At 41.1% G+C, this 14,027-nt stretch carries 17 protein-coding genes; 5 read left to right on the top strand and 12 right to left on the bottom strand.

Annotated features, from left to right (window positions below; genetic code table 11):
- Nucleotides 1-24 precede the first annotated feature (24 nt).
- Genes flgL through flgB form a run of 11 tightly spaced genes read right to left on the bottom strand, consistent with a single transcriptional unit; the run spans nt 25 to nt 8,975 of the window.
- Nucleotides 25-921 carry a flagellar hook-associated protein FlgL gene (flgL, locus tag MTF66_RS17075; RefSeq protein ID WP_013464386.1) on the bottom strand — a complete coding sequence of 299 codons (897 nt, stop codon included), beginning with the start codon at nt 919-921 and terminating at the stop codon, nt 25-27.
- Between the two features lie 12 nt (nt 922-933).
- On the bottom strand, nt 934-2,241 hold the full coding sequence (flgK, locus tag MTF66_RS17070; RefSeq protein ID WP_138620864.1) for a flagellar hook-associated protein FlgK: 1,308 nt from the start codon (nt 2,239-2,241) through the stop codon (nt 934-936).
- A 6-nt stretch (nt 2,242-2,247) separates the two neighbouring features.
- The gene (locus MTF66_RS17065) at nt 2,248-2,709 is read right to left on the bottom strand and encodes a rod-binding protein (protein WP_055011657.1); all 462 of its coding nucleotides are present in this window, start codon (nt 2,707-2,709) and stop codon (nt 2,248-2,250) included.
- An 11-nt stretch (nt 2,710-2,720) separates the two neighbouring features.
- The gene (locus MTF66_RS17060; protein WP_138620862.1) at nt 2,721-3,830 is read right to left on the bottom strand and encodes a flagellar basal body P-ring protein FlgI; all 1,110 of its coding nucleotides are present in this window, start codon (nt 3,828-3,830) and stop codon (nt 2,721-2,723) included.
- A gap of 18 nt (nt 3,831-3,848) precedes the next feature.
- A complete protein-coding gene (locus tag MTF66_RS17055; RefSeq protein ID WP_013464383.1) occupies nt 3,849-4,571 on the bottom strand; it encodes a flagellar basal body L-ring protein FlgH in 723 nt (240 codons plus the stop codon).
- 2 nt (nt 4,572-4,573) lie between these two features.
- Nucleotides 4,574-5,359, bottom strand: coding sequence for a flagellar basal-body rod protein FlgG (flgG, locus tag MTF66_RS17050; RefSeq protein WP_010391154.1), 786 nt, complete (start codon nt 5,357-5,359; stop codon nt 4,574-4,576).
- A 14-nt stretch (nt 5,360-5,373) separates the two neighbouring features.
- Nucleotides 5,374-6,105, bottom strand: a complete 732-nt coding sequence (locus MTF66_RS17045) for a flagellar basal body rod protein FlgF (protein ID WP_075170645.1) — start codon at nt 6,103-6,105, stop codon at nt 5,374-5,376.
- A gap of 11 nt (nt 6,106-6,116) precedes the next feature.
- Nucleotides 6,117-7,463 (bottom strand): flagellar hook protein FlgE, encoded by a 1,347-nt coding sequence (locus MTF66_RS17040; protein ID WP_075170646.1) that lies wholly within the window; start codon nt 7,461-7,463, stop codon nt 6,117-6,119.
- An 18-nt stretch (nt 7,464-7,481) separates the two neighbouring features.
- A complete protein-coding gene (locus tag MTF66_RS17035) occupies nt 7,482-8,135 on the bottom strand; it encodes a flagellar hook assembly protein FlgD (protein ID WP_138620860.1) in 654 nt (217 codons plus the stop codon).
- Nucleotides 8,136-8,139: 4 nt separating this feature from the next.
- Nucleotides 8,140-8,556: a flagellar basal body rod protein FlgC gene (gene flgC / locus MTF66_RS17030; protein WP_010391144.1), complete on the bottom strand. Its 417-nt coding sequence runs from the start codon at nt 8,554-8,556 to the stop codon at nt 8,140-8,142.
- Nucleotides 8,556-8,975, bottom strand: coding sequence for a flagellar basal body rod protein FlgB (flgB, locus tag MTF66_RS17025; RefSeq protein ID WP_010391142.1), 420 nt, complete (start codon nt 8,973-8,975; stop codon nt 8,556-8,558). Before flgB ends, flgC begins: the two co-directional genes overlap by 1 nt.
- Before the next feature lie 59 nt (nt 8,976-9,034).
- Here flgB and flgA point away from each other — a divergent pair, with 59 nt between their 5' ends.
- The 5 genes from flgA to MTF66_RS17000 all read left to right on the top strand — a co-directional run bounded on the left by flgA (nt 9,035) and on the right by MTF66_RS17000 (nt 13,160).
- Nucleotides 9,035-9,796 carry a flagellar basal body P-ring formation chaperone FlgA gene (flgA, locus tag MTF66_RS17020; RefSeq protein WP_138620858.1) on the top strand — a complete coding sequence of 254 codons (762 nt, stop codon included), beginning with the start codon at nt 9,035-9,037 and terminating at the stop codon, nt 9,794-9,796.
- A gap of 93 nt (nt 9,797-9,889) precedes the next feature.
- Nucleotides 9,890-10,180 (top strand): flagellar biosynthesis anti-sigma factor FlgM, encoded by a 291-nt coding sequence (gene flgM / locus MTF66_RS17015; protein WP_138620856.1) that lies wholly within the window; start codon nt 9,890-9,892, stop codon nt 10,178-10,180.
- Nucleotides 10,177-10,599 (top strand): flagellar export chaperone FlgN, encoded by a 423-nt coding sequence (flgN, locus tag MTF66_RS17010; protein ID WP_010391136.1) that lies wholly within the window; start codon nt 10,177-10,179, stop codon nt 10,597-10,599. Before flgM ends, flgN begins: the two co-directional genes overlap by 4 nt.
- A 507-nt stretch (nt 10,600-11,106) precedes the next feature.
- Nucleotides 11,107-12,624 (top strand): DUF3360 family protein, encoded by a 1,518-nt coding sequence (locus MTF66_RS17005; RefSeq protein ID WP_138620854.1) that lies wholly within the window; start codon nt 11,107-11,109, stop codon nt 12,622-12,624.
- 338 nt (nt 12,625-12,962) lie between these two features.
- Complete coding sequence (locus tag MTF66_RS17000; protein ID WP_008111942.1) at nt 12,963-13,160, top strand: CsbD family protein; 198 nt, start codon at nt 12,963-12,965, stop codon at nt 13,158-13,160.
- Between the two features lie 75 nt (nt 13,161-13,235).
- On the opposite strand, the gene MTF66_RS16995 is transcribed toward MTF66_RS17000, so the two are convergent.
- Nucleotides 13,236-13,931 (bottom strand): aspartate/glutamate racemase family protein, encoded by a 696-nt coding sequence (locus MTF66_RS16995; RefSeq protein ID WP_138620853.1) that lies wholly within the window; start codon nt 13,929-13,931, stop codon nt 13,236-13,238.
- Between the last annotated feature and the right edge of the window lie 96 nt (nt 13,932-14,027).

Below are 14,027 nucleotides of genomic sequence, written 5' to 3'. Positions count from 1 at the left end.
TTAGTTCCTGAAAGTATTATAATTTTAAATGTATGAAAACAATGAAAGTTTACTTACTGTCGAGTAAACCTGCATCGATGATTCATACGCCGCCATAGATTCATTCATCGAAATAAACGCTTCTGGATAATCTACAGCACTCAAATCGTCCTGCAAGTTAACCGTAAATGTGGTGATATCTAGATTACTGGTAGTAATCGAATCAAGCGACGCCATAGTAGAGCCTATGGTGGTCACTTGGCTACTAATAGTACCTAAAAAGTCAGCTAATTTATCTATCATCACCCGTGATTGATTGCCAACACCACCTGCTGGCGGATTATTTACATCAACAAGATAGTCTTGCATGGCATTTAAAAAACCTGCACCAGGATCTAAATCATTACCTACGATATTGTTTTTTACACTTGAGTCGTCAGATACAGCGACTTCTCTGACAATATCGTCACCGGCATAAACATAATTACCCGTCGCATCAATTTGAAACGGTTTTTCATCGGTTTTACTACCCGAAAAATAATATTGTCCATCGCTGTCGGTTGCATTTAGTAAATCAACAATTGCCGGAAAAGCCACACTCATTTCTTGGCCGAGTGCTTTAATTTCTGCCTCGCCCATTGAACCATCAGCTGCGGTGGTAATTAAACTTTGCAATGAATATATTTGGTTAACAATACCGGTTAGCTGTACTTCTTGTTGACCTAATGAAAAGTTAACTGCATCCATATTGGTTTTGTATTGCTCTAACGATTTTATTTCTGAACCTAGGTTCATGATCATTACAGTGCCAAGCGGATCATCTGAGGGCTTGAGAATACGCTTATTGGTTGCTAACTGAATTGATTTTTCGTTAAAGTTTTCAGTATTACTTTGAATGTTTTTGATTGAATTTAAATGAAACTGATGACTACTAACTCGCATAACATTGCCCTTTTAAAACATTTGCAGTAAAGATTTAAACATTTGATCTGCTGTGCTGATCACTTTGGCATTGGCACTGTACATTTGTTGAAAATGCATTAAGTTTGCCGCCTCTTCATCAAGGTTCACCCCGCTGTAGCTATCGCGCGCAGCAATGGCGTTTTCACTTAAATTAGTGGCGGTGGTAATGCTATTTAAGTTTTGCTTACTAGTAATAGCAAGATCCCCCACTAATAACGTAAACTTATCGCCTTTTCCTGCCATTGAAGCAACAATATTAGCAATATTAGAATTATCACCAGGTCCTGAGGTACTACTGTCTTTAAAACCAAGTTTATCAGTGGTGATCGCAGGGTTAATCTCAATCGTCCCTAATGGGTTTAATGGGTTGTATGTAAACAGTGCTTCACCGGAGTCGTTATTTAAATCAAAACCACTTTGTAATGCACCGTTCATATCATCGGCAAGGTCGGCAACTAAGCTATTTAAGGTTGCAAGAGTTGGTTTTATTACATCGTTATCAACGCTTATTAAACCACCAAATTGACCACCAACGTTTTTATCAAGGGTGAATTCTTGACCAATAAAGTTACTCGTTACTGTTGTTCCATTTACTGAGATTGATGCCGCTTTACTCCCTACCACCAGCGGGGCACCACTTAAGGTACTAATATCAATAAAGCCATTATCTCGCTCAACAATAGATACGCCAATATGCCCTGATAACTGGTTTACTAGGCGTTCTCGATTATCTTTTAACTCTGCGGTTGATTGCTTGTTTGCTGTTGCTAATCCAATGCTACTGTTAATTTCGGCTATTTGCTTAGTAATAGAAGACACATTAAGCGCCACATTACTCATTTGTGCATTTAACTTTGTTGCTTGTCCTGCCAAAGCGCCATTAATTTGCGCAATATCTTGCATAAAGCCCTCTGCAGAGGATAAAAATTGTTGCCTGAAAGCCTGTGAATCAGGCTTGGTTGCTGCAGCATTGAGTGCATCTGTTAGGCTTGCAAGGGAGTTATTTAAGTTTAAAGAGTCGGTACCAATGATTTGCTCAATAAAACCTAGGTATGACTGTTTGTTTTCATAATAAGTGGTATCAGAATTAGTGCGCCAAATATCGTCATTTAAAAAGGCGTCAACAACCCGATCAACAGACGCCACCTCAACCCCGCCTAAATATACATTAGAGGTTTTAAATTGAGCTTGCTGACGCGAATAACCCTCAACGGCTGCATTCGCGACATTTTGCCCTGACACAGTCAGCGCAATATTTGCAGCATTGAGGCCGCTTAACGCGTTATTTAACATAGACATAATTAACTACCTAATCGTATTAGCATTCAATGGCTGAACAAATGCCGATCCCGCATAAATATCATAGCTTTGGGTTGGCTCAACGCTTTCAGCACCTTTATGTTGATCATTAGCGACCAAACTTTGGCTATTCTTAAATGTATTTTCTATGGGGGCAATTTTCTCATCAAACTGCTTAACAATTGCTTCGGCTAAACCCAGTTGATGAGTTGACGCTAAATGCTGCGCGGTTTGAGCATTATGCATATCTCTAAATTGCGCTTGCTCGTTACTATTAAAAAAACCATTGTCACCGGCCATAGTTTTGGTGGTGCTATCCATACTTTTTAATACCAGCTGTAAAAAAATGGCTTCAAACTGCTCTGCTGCCTGTTTAACGCCAGCTTCACTATTGCCGGTAATATTTTCTAGATGAGTGGGGTCTATCGCTAATGACTGAGATAATTGGGTTGATGACTCTATTTTCATGGCTATTTCCTTTAAATAACTAATAGCTCGGCTTCTAGAGCCCCAGCATTATCAAGTGCAATTAATATCGACATAAGCTCGGCTGGCGTTGCGCCAAGTGCATTTACCGCTTTTACAATTTCATCTAATGAGGTGCCTTCAGGCCACAACAGCATATTTTTTTGTTGTTGATCTACCGTGATATCACTTGATTGCGTGGTCGTAGTTTGGCCATTTGAAAACGGCCCTGGTTGCGACACTTGCTCTTGTTCACTTATGGTAATGGTTAAATTGCCATGGTTAACCGCAGCCTGATTAACTCGCACTGTATTGTTCATTACGACAGTACCTGTGCGGCTATTAAATACAATTTTTGGGCGCTCAGAACCTTGCTCTACAGTAATATCTTGTAGCATCGACATAAACGTGTTGCGACTATTGGCATCGCTTGGCGCACTAACCACTAAGCGCGCCCAGTTTTCAGCAGTAGCTACATCAGGCCCAAATACTTTATTGATAGCACGTACAACATTGCGGGCAGTTTGATAATTTGGAGCTTTTAAATTAAGAATTACATCGCTTTGACTTTCATACATAGCCATAACACTGCGCTCAATAATTGCACCATTAGGAATAAGCCCTGAAGTAGGCACATTAACAGTCACCGAGGAGCCACTTTTACCGCTAGCATTAATGCCGCCCACCACTAAATTACCTTGTGCTAGCGCATACACTTTGCCATCAACCCCTTTTAACGGGGTCAACATTAAGCTGCCACCATGTAAGCTTTTTGCATCGCCTAATGAGTTCACAGTTACATCAATGGCTTGGCCTGGGCTTCCCATAGGCGGCAACGTAGCATGGACAGCAACAGCCGCTATATTTTTTGATTTTGGTAATCGCTCTTCATCTACAGAGACACCAAATTGCTTTAGCATATTACTTAGCGATTGGCCGGCAAATTTTACTTGGGCTTTATCACCCGACCCCGGCAAGCCCACTACTAAACCGTAACCCACCAGTTGGTTTTCTCGCACACCTAGCACATCAACAATATCTAATAATGGACGTGCTTTGGCGGTCACAGTTGCAGGCGCTAATAGGCTAAAAAAGCACACTAGCATTAATAGTAAATATTTCATTAAAACCTCAGTAATCCCTTAGAACGGGTTTAAGAATCGGGTAAATAAAGTGGTAAACCAACCTGGACGATTCGCATCTGCCAAAGTGCCTTTGCCGGTATAACTTATTTGTGCCTCTGCAATACGAAGCGACGAAACACGGTTACTTACATCAATATCGCCTGGGCGAACCAACCCTTCAATTTCAATGTATTCATCACCTTGGTTGAGCTTAATTTGCTTACGCCCTTTAATAACCAGCGACCCATTAGATAAAACATGATTAACCCGTACAGTAATAGCGCCACTGAGGAAGTTTTGCTGGCTGGCACTGCTTTCACCGTCAAACTTAGCACTCGAGCCTATACCCAAATTAAAATCAGCTACATTGAGTGCACCAGCTACTGGCACCGAAACATCCAAGTCGGTACTTTTATCTAAACTCGAATCGGCACTTTTACTCGATTGCGTGCGCTCGTTAAGCACCACAGTTAAAATATCGCCAACCCGGTAAGCACGTTTATCTGCATACAAAGAAAACATATAGTTATCTTGAAATAAGCTACCATCTTGCTGATTCAAACCCTGTGCATAGGCATCTTGGCTTATTTCATAGTCTTGAACTGATTTTTGAGTGGTGTTTTGTGGGCATTTCACTTCCCCATACACCACTTCGCATTCCACCATTTGGGTTTTTGATGGGGTATTGCTACAACCAGCAACACCCAAAAGCAGCAAAAATAATGTTAACTTATTCATCATAATCATACGTTTTGGTTTATAAAGCGCAGCATTTCATCTGCCGCAGAGACCACTTTAGCGTTCATCTCGTAAGCGCGCTGTACGGCAATCATGCTTACCATTTCATCAACAACGCTCACGTTTGAGCCTTCAATAGTAAATTGTTGCAAGCCACCAAAAGCATCTTCACCGGGGATCCCCTCAACAGGTTCACCGGATGCTGCTGTTTCGCGGTACAAATTGCCACCTAAGCTTTGTAAGCCTGCAGGATTTGCAAAGTTAACTGTTAACATTTGACCTAACTCAACCGCTTGCGCATCCTTACCCACTACCGCAGTAACGGTGCCATCGGTGCCAATACTTACTTTAGTGGTGCCCTCTGGTAGCGCAATATTTTGTGCCAATGGTAAGCCGTTGCTGTTTACCAGTAATGACTCGGAGTTAAGCTGAAACTGACCGTTACGGGTAAATAATAACTCGCCGTCAGGGCTTTCAATTTGAAAGAAGCCTTGCCCTGCAATGGCCACATCTAACTGGTTACTGGTTGTTTCAAAACTGCCTTCAGTAAATTGCTTTTGCGTACCGTTAATACGAACGCCGGTTCCCACCTGAATCCCAGATGGCAGCTGATTAAGCTCATCTACTTGCGCGCCAGGCTGTTTTTGTACTTGGTAAAATAAATCTTCAAATACCGCTCTGTCTTTTTTAAAACCGGCAGTGCTTACGTTCGCGAGGTTATTCGATATTGTTGTCATTCTTAAATCTTGCGCTGCAAGACCGGTTTTACTCACCCATAATGCTGAATTCATGTTTGGCTTCCTATTTATCCACGTCCGCTGATGAGTTTATTACCGCTGGTCGCTAATTCGTCAGCAGACTTCATCATTTTTACATTCATCTCAAATTGGCGGCTAATATTCATTGTTTTGATCATTTCAGCCACGGCATTCACATTAGAACCTTCTAAAGCACCGGTTCTTACTGTAATTGTTTCGTCGGCTTCAAGCGGCTGTAAATCGTTAGCTCTGAGTAAGCCATCAGCACCTTTAATTAAGTTTGCATCGGTACTGGCTAATTTAATTTGCGCATCTTCTGCAATTACACCGCCGCCAATGGGGGTTAGGTTGATCATGCCGTTTGAGCCAATTTCAATATCACCAAACTCAGGAAGTTGAATATCGCCACCGTCACCTTGCACACGTCGGCCATTAACAGTAATAAAGCCATCGGCATCAACCACTAAGTTACCCGCACGGGTATAAGCCGGTTCACCGTTGTCATCCATCACTTCTAAATAACCGCCGTTGCTCAGTGCTATATCAAGATTACGGCCAGTATCCATGATTGGCCCTGACGATAAGTCAGTAGTTACTGGTGTTAGTTGCGCGTGGTAACGAGTACGAAAGCCCTCGCCTTGTACCATCATTGATTGCGCTTGCTCTAAGTCGGCCTTAAAACCTACGGTGCTAACATTTGCTAAGTTATTTGCAGCAACGCGTAAGGCGGTATTATTAAGTTCAGCACCCGAAACGGCGGTATAAATTAACTTTTCCACGCTCAGCTTCCTTAGGTGTTACTAAATAAAATTTGCATCATTTCATCAGCACTGCTGATGGTTTTAGCATTGGCTTGGTAATTTTGTTGAAATGACATTAAGCCAACCAGCTGTTCACTAATATCAACATTTGAGCCCATAAATGAACCCGACAGTAATTTACCCAATGAGCCACTTTCTGGCTCGCCATAAAGTGCAGAGCCTGACTCTTCAGTTTGATACCACACGGTATTACTGCCTTGCTCTAAGCCATCAACATTCGCAAACGAGGCAAGTACAACCTGACCTTGTAATTTAGATTCACCGTTAGTAAATGTTGCAAATACACGGCCGTCGTCTTCAACTTTCACACCAGAAAACGCCCCTGAGGTATAGCCGTTGGCATCATTTTCGTTAACACTAAAACTTGAACCAAACTGCGTTGTACCATCGAATTTTAGGTTTATAGCTAAAGCGGCAGCACCAGTACTTATTTCAGCATTTGTTGTTGCAGCAGCGCCCGCAACACCAACAGATAAGTTGACAGCTTTTACATCCGGTGTTGTCGAATAAGGGATCATTTGACCGTCAGTATCAAACTTTATAGTTAAAGTACCAGCGGCCACTGTAGTAGCTGTACCTGTTCCATCATCAACCGATTGAGTTCCTATTGTTGCACCCGTTGCAGCTAATTGCGCTTGAGTTAAAGGCTTTCCATCTAAGAAAAACATCGCTTGCCATTCGTTGCTACCCGTATGGTTAAAATACTGAGTCATTACATGGCTGTTACCTAAGGAGTCGAATACTTCGGTAGATTGAGAAAAGTTATATTGGCTACCATCTTTAGGATCAAATAGCGCAGGAGCTGTTGGATAAGCAATCACGTCGCTAGAAGAACTTAAGTTACCGTTAAAGTTAATATTGGTACTGGCTTGTGCTTCTATGTTTGAGGCTTCAATTTTTAAATCAGTTAATACACCCGGTACAATTGTCGGATCACCACCATCAACCTGAGACACGCCAAAACCTTGCAGTTTGCCGCCGTTGGCATTAACAATATTTAAGTCGTTATCTAACTGAAACTGGCCTGCTTGGGTGTAAGCTGTTCGGCCGTTTTCTGATATGGCAAAAAAACCTTGGCCATCAATAGCAATATCCAGCGCATTACCGGTGCGCACAATTTCACCACCGGTGACAAAATCTTCTTTAACATTGGCAACTTTAACGCCGCCGCGTTGACTGCCGTTATACACTGCGGCAAATTCTGCGGTGTTATTTTTATAACCAGCAGTACCCGAGTTAGCAATATTATTACTGGTTACTTCTAATCCTGTTTGGGTACTTTTAAGACCACTTAATCCTATATTGAACATAGACATATTATTTATTCCTCTTATTTATGCCACTTGATTAATTTCAGTGATACCAAAATTACCCAAACCATCGACTTGTAATAAAATATCTTCTAACGACTTACCTACAGAAACACGCTCAACCTCACCGCTTAGCCAAGTATCAAGCTGCTTTGGTACCTCTTCAGTAGTGGCATACGCTCTCACTGCATACGCACCGGCTTCTTGGTTTTCAAATTCAAAACGCAATGAACCGACTCCAGAATAAGGCAGTTGTTTTTCTTCAACTAGCTCACCTTCTTGGTTATAAAGTTGCACAGTGACAGAGTCTGCCGCTTCCCCTAAATTAACCATGCCAGAGACACTGCCATCTTGTTCAAGGGCAATACTGCTTGCTTGTACATCAACCGTTTGGCCAACCATATTAGTGGCTTCAAGCACCGCTAAGCTGCTCACATAATCCAAACCATCGGCGGTGTTTTGGCGAATGCTTTGTAACGACTCAACATTAGAAAACTCCGCAAGCTGGCTCACATATTGGGTGCCGTCCATAGGTTGTAATGGATTTTGATTGCTGATTTGCGCAACGAGTAACTCTAAAAACATGGTCGACATTTCATCTGCTGAACTATTACCGGCAATATTCGTGGTGTTTTTTGCCCCGTCGGCTGCGCTTGGAACGGCTGAATTAACTTGCATAAAATTATTGTCCTAACTTAAGAATGCTTTGCTGCATGCTATTTACACGCCCCATAACTTCAACAGATGTTTGGTAGCTGCGACTTGCAGACATCATGTCGGCCATTTCTTCAAGTGCATTTACGTTGGAGTAAAATACATAACCATCGTTGTTAGCAATTGGGTTATTTGGCTCGTAGCGCTGCTCTACCGCACGATTTGACTCAGTGATCCCTAATACATCAACCGAGGCTGAAATTGATTGGCTGTCTTGTGTTTGTTTGTACAAAGCAGAAAATACTGGTTTAAGTGCCTTGTAAGCGTCGGCTTCTGAACCGGCTGCGGTATCGGCATTGGCTAGGTTAGATGCAATGGTATCGAGGCGAATAACTTGAGCGCGCATGGCGCTGCCGCTAGCGTCATAAATTGAATTAAAAGACATTATGATTTCCCTGAAATAACTTTATGTAAGCCATTTATTTTCATATTTAAGAAGGTCAAACTGGTTTGAAAATCCATACTGTTGCTGGCAAATTTTGCTTGCTCAATATTTAACTCAACAGTGTTGCCATCACTTGATGGTTGATAAGGAACGCGATATTTAAGTTCATCCGTTTGTACACCAGCAAAATCAACATCTCTGTTTTGCGAAAAACTGGATGAAACACTTTGCATAATTTGACGGTAATCTACATCTCGAGATTTAAACCCAGGCGTGTCAACATTAGCCAAGTTACTGGCAATGACTTCTGCTCTGTCTAACCTTAATTTCATTGAAAAAGGGTGAACACCTAACGCTTTATCAAATAGTTCCATTGTTGCCTCTAATTTTTGTTTCTTGTATGCTTTCGCGCTTCGCATACACTTTCTACCTTGTGTATAACAACCTTTATGCCAACTTTTAAAGGTATATTTTTTCAATGACTTACATAAAAAAAGAGCAAAAAACAGCCCAGCACACGGAAGCTAAACTTCCCCAAGGGAAGCGTTGGCTTTTCCGCTTACTTTTAACTATTGGACTTCTGCCAGCTCATGCTATGGCCATCCCCATTAATTTTGATAAAGAAATTCGGCAGTTTTTGCACAGTGAAATTAAGAGCTATTTGCGCTCAGTTAATTCGCAAAGTCAGCGACAAGATATAGAATTATTTATTCCTAAAGGCAGCGAAAATTTAAGCTGTGATGAATTGCAAATCACTCGCTCACAAAATCACACGCCACCTGCAGGCAGGGTGAGTATTTCTGTATCTTGCCCATCGCCTGCTTGGCGTTTTAGAGCCAGTGCCAAAGTAAGTGTGTGGATAAACCTAGTAGCTGCCAAGCACACTTTAAACCGAGGTAAAGTGCTTAATAAGCAAGACTTAGAATATAAAAGCGTGGATTTAGGTAAGCACCGCCACCAAGGCGAAACCGATATTGACCAGCTAGTTGGACTCACCGTTAAACGCGAGATTGATAAAGGCACGGTGGTCTCCACCCGATACCTAGAAAAGCAGTATTTAATCAATAAAAATGAGCATATTTCACTGCAAATAAATACCGCAACTTTCTCGGCCAATGTTAAAGCCATTGCTCTTGAAGATGGCCAGCTTGGTGAGGTTATTAATGTAAAAAATTTATCATCAAAAAAAGTTGTTCAAGGCAGAGTAATTGCGCAAGGTGTGGCAGAGGCGGCATTTTAAAAAATGTCGAAATAAAAGTTAAGTAATGCTTGTACTTGGTCGCTGATATAAACTAAGCAATATAAATTCGATAAACGAATTAGGTAATAAACAATGAATATAAGTGCAATAACAACCACTACGGTTGATCAAAGCCAAAAAACAAACCAGCGTTCTTCACTGGATGCAAAACCAGAGCAACAACCTGTAGCGACTAAACAAGAGCAAGCAAACTCAGTGAGTGCATTAAGTAAATCAATAGACTCAACATTTCAAGATTTAGCTGCAAAACCAGACGTTGATATGGATAAAGTAGCCATGATGAAAGCGGCAATTGCCAGTGGTGAATTTAAAATTAACATTGATGAAACCGTTAACGCTATGGTTGAACTTCATAAAAAATGAAAACTGTAAAAGAGTATATTGTAAGTCTGCAACAAGACATTACTAAGCTAGACGCGTTAATTGAATTACTTGAAACGCAATACGAATTGCTAAGCCAACGTAATGTGCAGCTAGAAACACATAATAAAAAAATGCTCGGCTTTTTAGAAAGCTTAAATGAATCGCACAACCAGCGCGATGGCTTTTTGGTGAGTTTAGGCTTACAAGGTGGCAAAGAAGGTTTAGCACAATTAACCGCGCTTCTACCTGTTGATATAAACACCCTTACTACTAAGCTATTGCATCAGCTTGAGCTAAAAACTAAAACCTGCAAAATAATGAATGAACGCTCAGGGCAATTACTCTCAAGCCAGCGTCGGTTGTTACAGCGCTTAACTGGCGGTGAAAACAAACAAGCTTACCCAGAAATGCCTTTATAAATACGTTACATAAAGGCATTTTCTTGTTTAGTCACTTTGCGCTATATTTTTACTTTACTCCTATTATTACCTTTTAAAACCCTATCTTGAGTCCAAAAATAGTTGTTCCGCTAAAACTTAGTATTATTAGCTTTTGTGCAACTTTGCGGCTAATTGTATTTATAATAAGCAAATAGCGGCTAACGTCACCTTTATTAGACTAAAGAATGATTGCTGCTGAATCTGCTGATTTTATGACCTTTTCGCTATTCTGCATGACAAGATCACACTGTAAAAACAAAACAATAAACCACTGAATTTAAAGACCTTTTAAATTTAACAAGCCAGTTACAACACATCCCTTTGCTATTTTTGTTAACATTTACAAAGCGTTAAACTGGGCTATGCACGACCTTTTGCCTAATTACAATATGTAGCAAGCTGTTTTACCCTGCGCACTCAACGTTCATTTGCTTTGTAAAAGCTGTATTTTTATTTTGAGTTAGCAACTAAGTTGCAGGAGAAGTCATGACCACCAAGCCGCTAGATGATAATTCATCTGATGCTATACCAGGAGCGGATACTCAAACCGCGTCCGATAGCTATGAAAATCTTCATAAACCCAGCTCTGAGTTTGAAAGCCGCGACGCTTATCTAGAGCACGAACTGCAAATTATGCAGCCAAAACGCTGGCGTCCAAATTTACCGTTTAGAGATTATCGCTTTGAATTTGAAGACACCATTCCAGCAATGGCCGCTACTATAGGTAAAGTTGTGATGGTTGCAGCCATTGCTGCCACGTTTGCAGGCCCTTTGGGGTTAAGTGATGGCTTTGTACTTGAAAACGTACGCTACGAACTTTTAATTGTTTCGTTATTTATTTTACTATTTTCTGGCTTTATTTTACCGACCGCTAACTTAGCGGGTACTCATGGCCCACTCATTCCATTAATTCCTATTGTGGTTGCCGCAGGCGGACACCCTATGGCCTTTGGTTTGCTCATAGGAGCCTTTGGATTGATATTAGCATTTAGTAAAGGCGGCAGTCTCATGGCCAAGCTCACCAGTAAAGGGGTGTGTGGTGGCCTACTCCTCTATTTAGGCTTTGTGGGTACCATTTCTCAGGTTAAAAAGCTGTTTGCATGGGCTGAAGAAATTCAAATGACCCATATTGCCTTTATTGTAATCTTAGCCACAATTTTACTTTATGCTTTACTGGAGCATTACAAAAAACGCTGGTTAGCCGTGCCACTGAGCTGTTTAATTGGTGGTTTTACTGCTTTTGCATTGGGCGCACCGTTTGAGTTTCATACGGCACCGGGCTTACCAAATATGAACCCTATGTACTGGTGGGGTGAAAACACTGGTTGGATGCTTGGCTTACCAACAGCAGAAAGCTTTGTAGTTGTTCTTCCTTTTGCAGTTTTAGCGGTTGCTATGTGGTCACCTGACTTTTTAGGCCATCAAGTATTTCAAAAAATTAGTTACCCAGAGCGTACTGAAAAAGTACAAATGAATATTGACGATACCATGCTTAGCGCATCAACAAGACAAACCTTTGGCTCGCTATTAGGCGGTGCTAACTTTGCGTCATCTTGGGGCACTTACATTGTTCCTGCTGCTATTGCAAAACGCCCTATTCCTGCAGGCGCAATTTTAACTGCGTTATTTTGTATTATCGCGGGTGTTTGGGGCTATCCAATGGACTTAGCTATTTGGCAGCCAGTATTGTGTGTTGCATTAATTGTAGGGGTGTTTATTCCACTACTTGAAGCGGGTATGGAAATGACCCGTGAAGGTAAAACCACCCAATCAGCCGCCATTGTGGTGTTTGCATCAAGCCTAGTAAACCCTGCATTTGGTTGGTCACTAACTATGCTACTTGATAACTTGGGCCTTATTGGCTGTAAAGAAAGAAGTGCTGATTTATCGCGAATGAGTCGCTGGGTCATCCCACTTATAATGTTTGTATTATTAACCGGTGTAATGGCAATGGTAGGTATGCTACCAGGCATTCCTGCGCTAATGCCAAGCTTTAGACATTAATTCCTTTATTAAACAGCAAAGCGAGCTTTAATAGCTCGCTTTTTTATTGTACTTATAAAAAACCAGCACAGTGTACTTGCAATAATCCCCCTTGAAGTAACAGCCCTGAAGTAACAGTCCCTGAAATAATTACAAGCCATCCTGCAGAATTTTTATAAAACTCGCCACCAGCTAAAAAACCTTATGTATCAAAAAACCATAACCAGTTGATATATAAATGAAATCAAACATTTCACTTTCTGGTATAGGCTTTGCACCCTTATAAGTGAACGTTAAAAATCATTTTATTAGTAACGCTTTTAAAATGAAAAATCATCACTTTTAATAAGGAGCTAACTATGAATAGCGATCGTATCGAAGGAAACTGGAAAGAACTTAAAGGTAAAGCGCAGCAAAAATGGGGCGATCTTACCAACGATGATTTAGATAAAATTGAAGGTAGCCGTACAGAGCTTGTTGGTAAAATTCAGCAAAAATACGGTAAATCCAAAGATGAAGCCGAGCGCGAAGTAAATGACTTTGAGAAAGGTCATTAATATAAAGCGTGTTAACAGCTTTACTTGCTAATAAAAAACCGCCAATTGGCGGTTTTTTTGTTATCTCAAGCTTAACTATTTTGCCAGCGCTAGTTTTACTGCTGCTTCGGCATGTATTTTGGTGGTATCGTAAAGTGGAACCTGTGTATGTTGTGGCTTTACCAACAAGGCGATTTCAGTACAGCCTAAAATAATGGCCTGTGCGCCTTGCTCAAATAAGCGCTCTATAATACGCACATAATCGGCTCGCGAATCGTCATCAATAATCCCTTGGCATAACTGCGAATAAATAACCTCGTGCACACGCTTTCGCTCATTAGGCTCAGGTATTAATACCTCAATGTTATGCTTATTGGTTAAACGCTCTTTGTAAAAGTTTTGCTCCATTGTAAATTGCGTTCCCAACAATCCTACTCGCGTAATGTTATCGTGCTTTAGTTGCTCGGCGGTGGCATCGGCGATGTGCAAAATAGGAATGGTAATATTATTGGCAATTTCATCGGCCACTTTATGCATCGTGTTGGTACAAATAAGTAAAAAGTCGGCACCACCAGCCTCTACAGATTTAGCCGCCTCGGTGAGAATATTGGCTGTTTGTTGCCAATCGCCCTGGTGCTGCATTGCTTCAATTTCAGCAAAATCAACACTCACCATACAAATTTTGGCACTATGTAGCCCACCCAACGAGTTTTTAACGCCTTCGTTTAAAGCTTTGTAATAGCTGGCTGTTGACTCCCAACTCATACCACCCAACATACCGATTGTTTTCATAAAATAGCCTTGTTTTTATTGTATCAAGAGGGCAACCGAAATACTGAAGCGATGTTCTAGATAAATCCTAAGAAAAAACATTATCTTTTCTACTTT

The organism is Pseudoalteromonas sp. 2CM39R (assembly GCF_023161845.1).
This window is presented reverse-complemented; position numbering and strand designations above follow the sequence as displayed.

What these genes read in the sequence shown, in the direction of transcription:
- flgL (WP_013464386.1), bottom strand. Translation starts at nt 921, where the DNA reads ATGCGAGTTAGTAGTCATCAGTTTCATTTAAATTCAATCAAAAACATT.
- flgK (WP_138620864.1), bottom strand. Translation starts at nt 2,241, where the DNA reads ATGTCTATGTTAAATAACGCGTTAAGCGGCCTCAATGCTGCAAATATT.
- MTF66_RS17065 (WP_055011657.1), bottom strand. Translation starts at nt 2,709, where the DNA reads ATGAAAATAGAGTCATCAACCCAATTATCTCAGTCATTAGCGATAGAC.
- MTF66_RS17060 (WP_138620862.1), bottom strand. Translation starts at nt 3,830, where the DNA reads ATGAAATATTTACTATTAATGCTAGTGTGCTTTTTTAGCCTATTAGCG.
- MTF66_RS17055 (WP_013464383.1), bottom strand. Translation starts at nt 4,571, where the DNA reads ATGATGAATAAGTTAACATTATTTTTGCTGCTTTTGGGTGTTGCTGGT.
- flgG (WP_010391154.1), bottom strand. Translation starts at nt 5,359, where the DNA reads ATGAATTCAGCATTATGGGTGAGTAAAACCGGTCTTGCAGCGCAAGAT.
- MTF66_RS17040 (WP_075170646.1), bottom strand. Translation starts at nt 7,463, where the DNA reads ATGTCTATGTTCAATATAGGATTAAGTGGTCTTAAAAGTACCCAAACA.
- MTF66_RS17035 (WP_138620860.1), bottom strand. Translation starts at nt 8,135, where the DNA reads ATGCAAGTTAATTCAGCCGTTCCAAGCGCAGCCGACGGGGCAAAAAAC.
- flgC (WP_010391144.1), bottom strand. Translation starts at nt 8,556, where the DNA reads ATGTCTTTTAATTCAATTTATGACGCTAGCGGCAGCGCCATGCGCGCT.
- flgB (WP_010391142.1), bottom strand. Translation starts at nt 8,975, where the DNA reads ATGCGAAGCGCGAAAGCATACAAGAAACAAAAATTAGAGGCAACAATG.
- flgA (WP_138620858.1), top strand. Translation starts at nt 9,035, where the DNA reads ATGACTTACATAAAAAAAGAGCAAAAAACAGCCCAGCACACGGAAGCT.
- flgM (WP_138620856.1), top strand. Translation starts at nt 9,890, where the DNA reads ATGAATATAAGTGCAATAACAACCACTACGGTTGATCAAAGCCAAAAA.
- flgN (WP_010391136.1), top strand. Translation starts at nt 10,177, where the DNA reads ATGAAAACTGTAAAAGAGTATATTGTAAGTCTGCAACAAGACATTACT.
- MTF66_RS17005 (WP_138620854.1), top strand. Translation starts at nt 11,107, where the DNA reads ATGACCACCAAGCCGCTAGATGATAATTCATCTGATGCTATACCAGGA.
- MTF66_RS17000 (WP_008111942.1), top strand. Translation starts at nt 12,963, where the DNA reads ATGAATAGCGATCGTATCGAAGGAAACTGGAAAGAACTTAAAGGTAAA.
- MTF66_RS16995 (WP_138620853.1), bottom strand. Translation starts at nt 13,931, where the DNA reads ATGAAAACAATCGGTATGTTGGGTGGTATGAGTTGGGAGTCAACAGCC.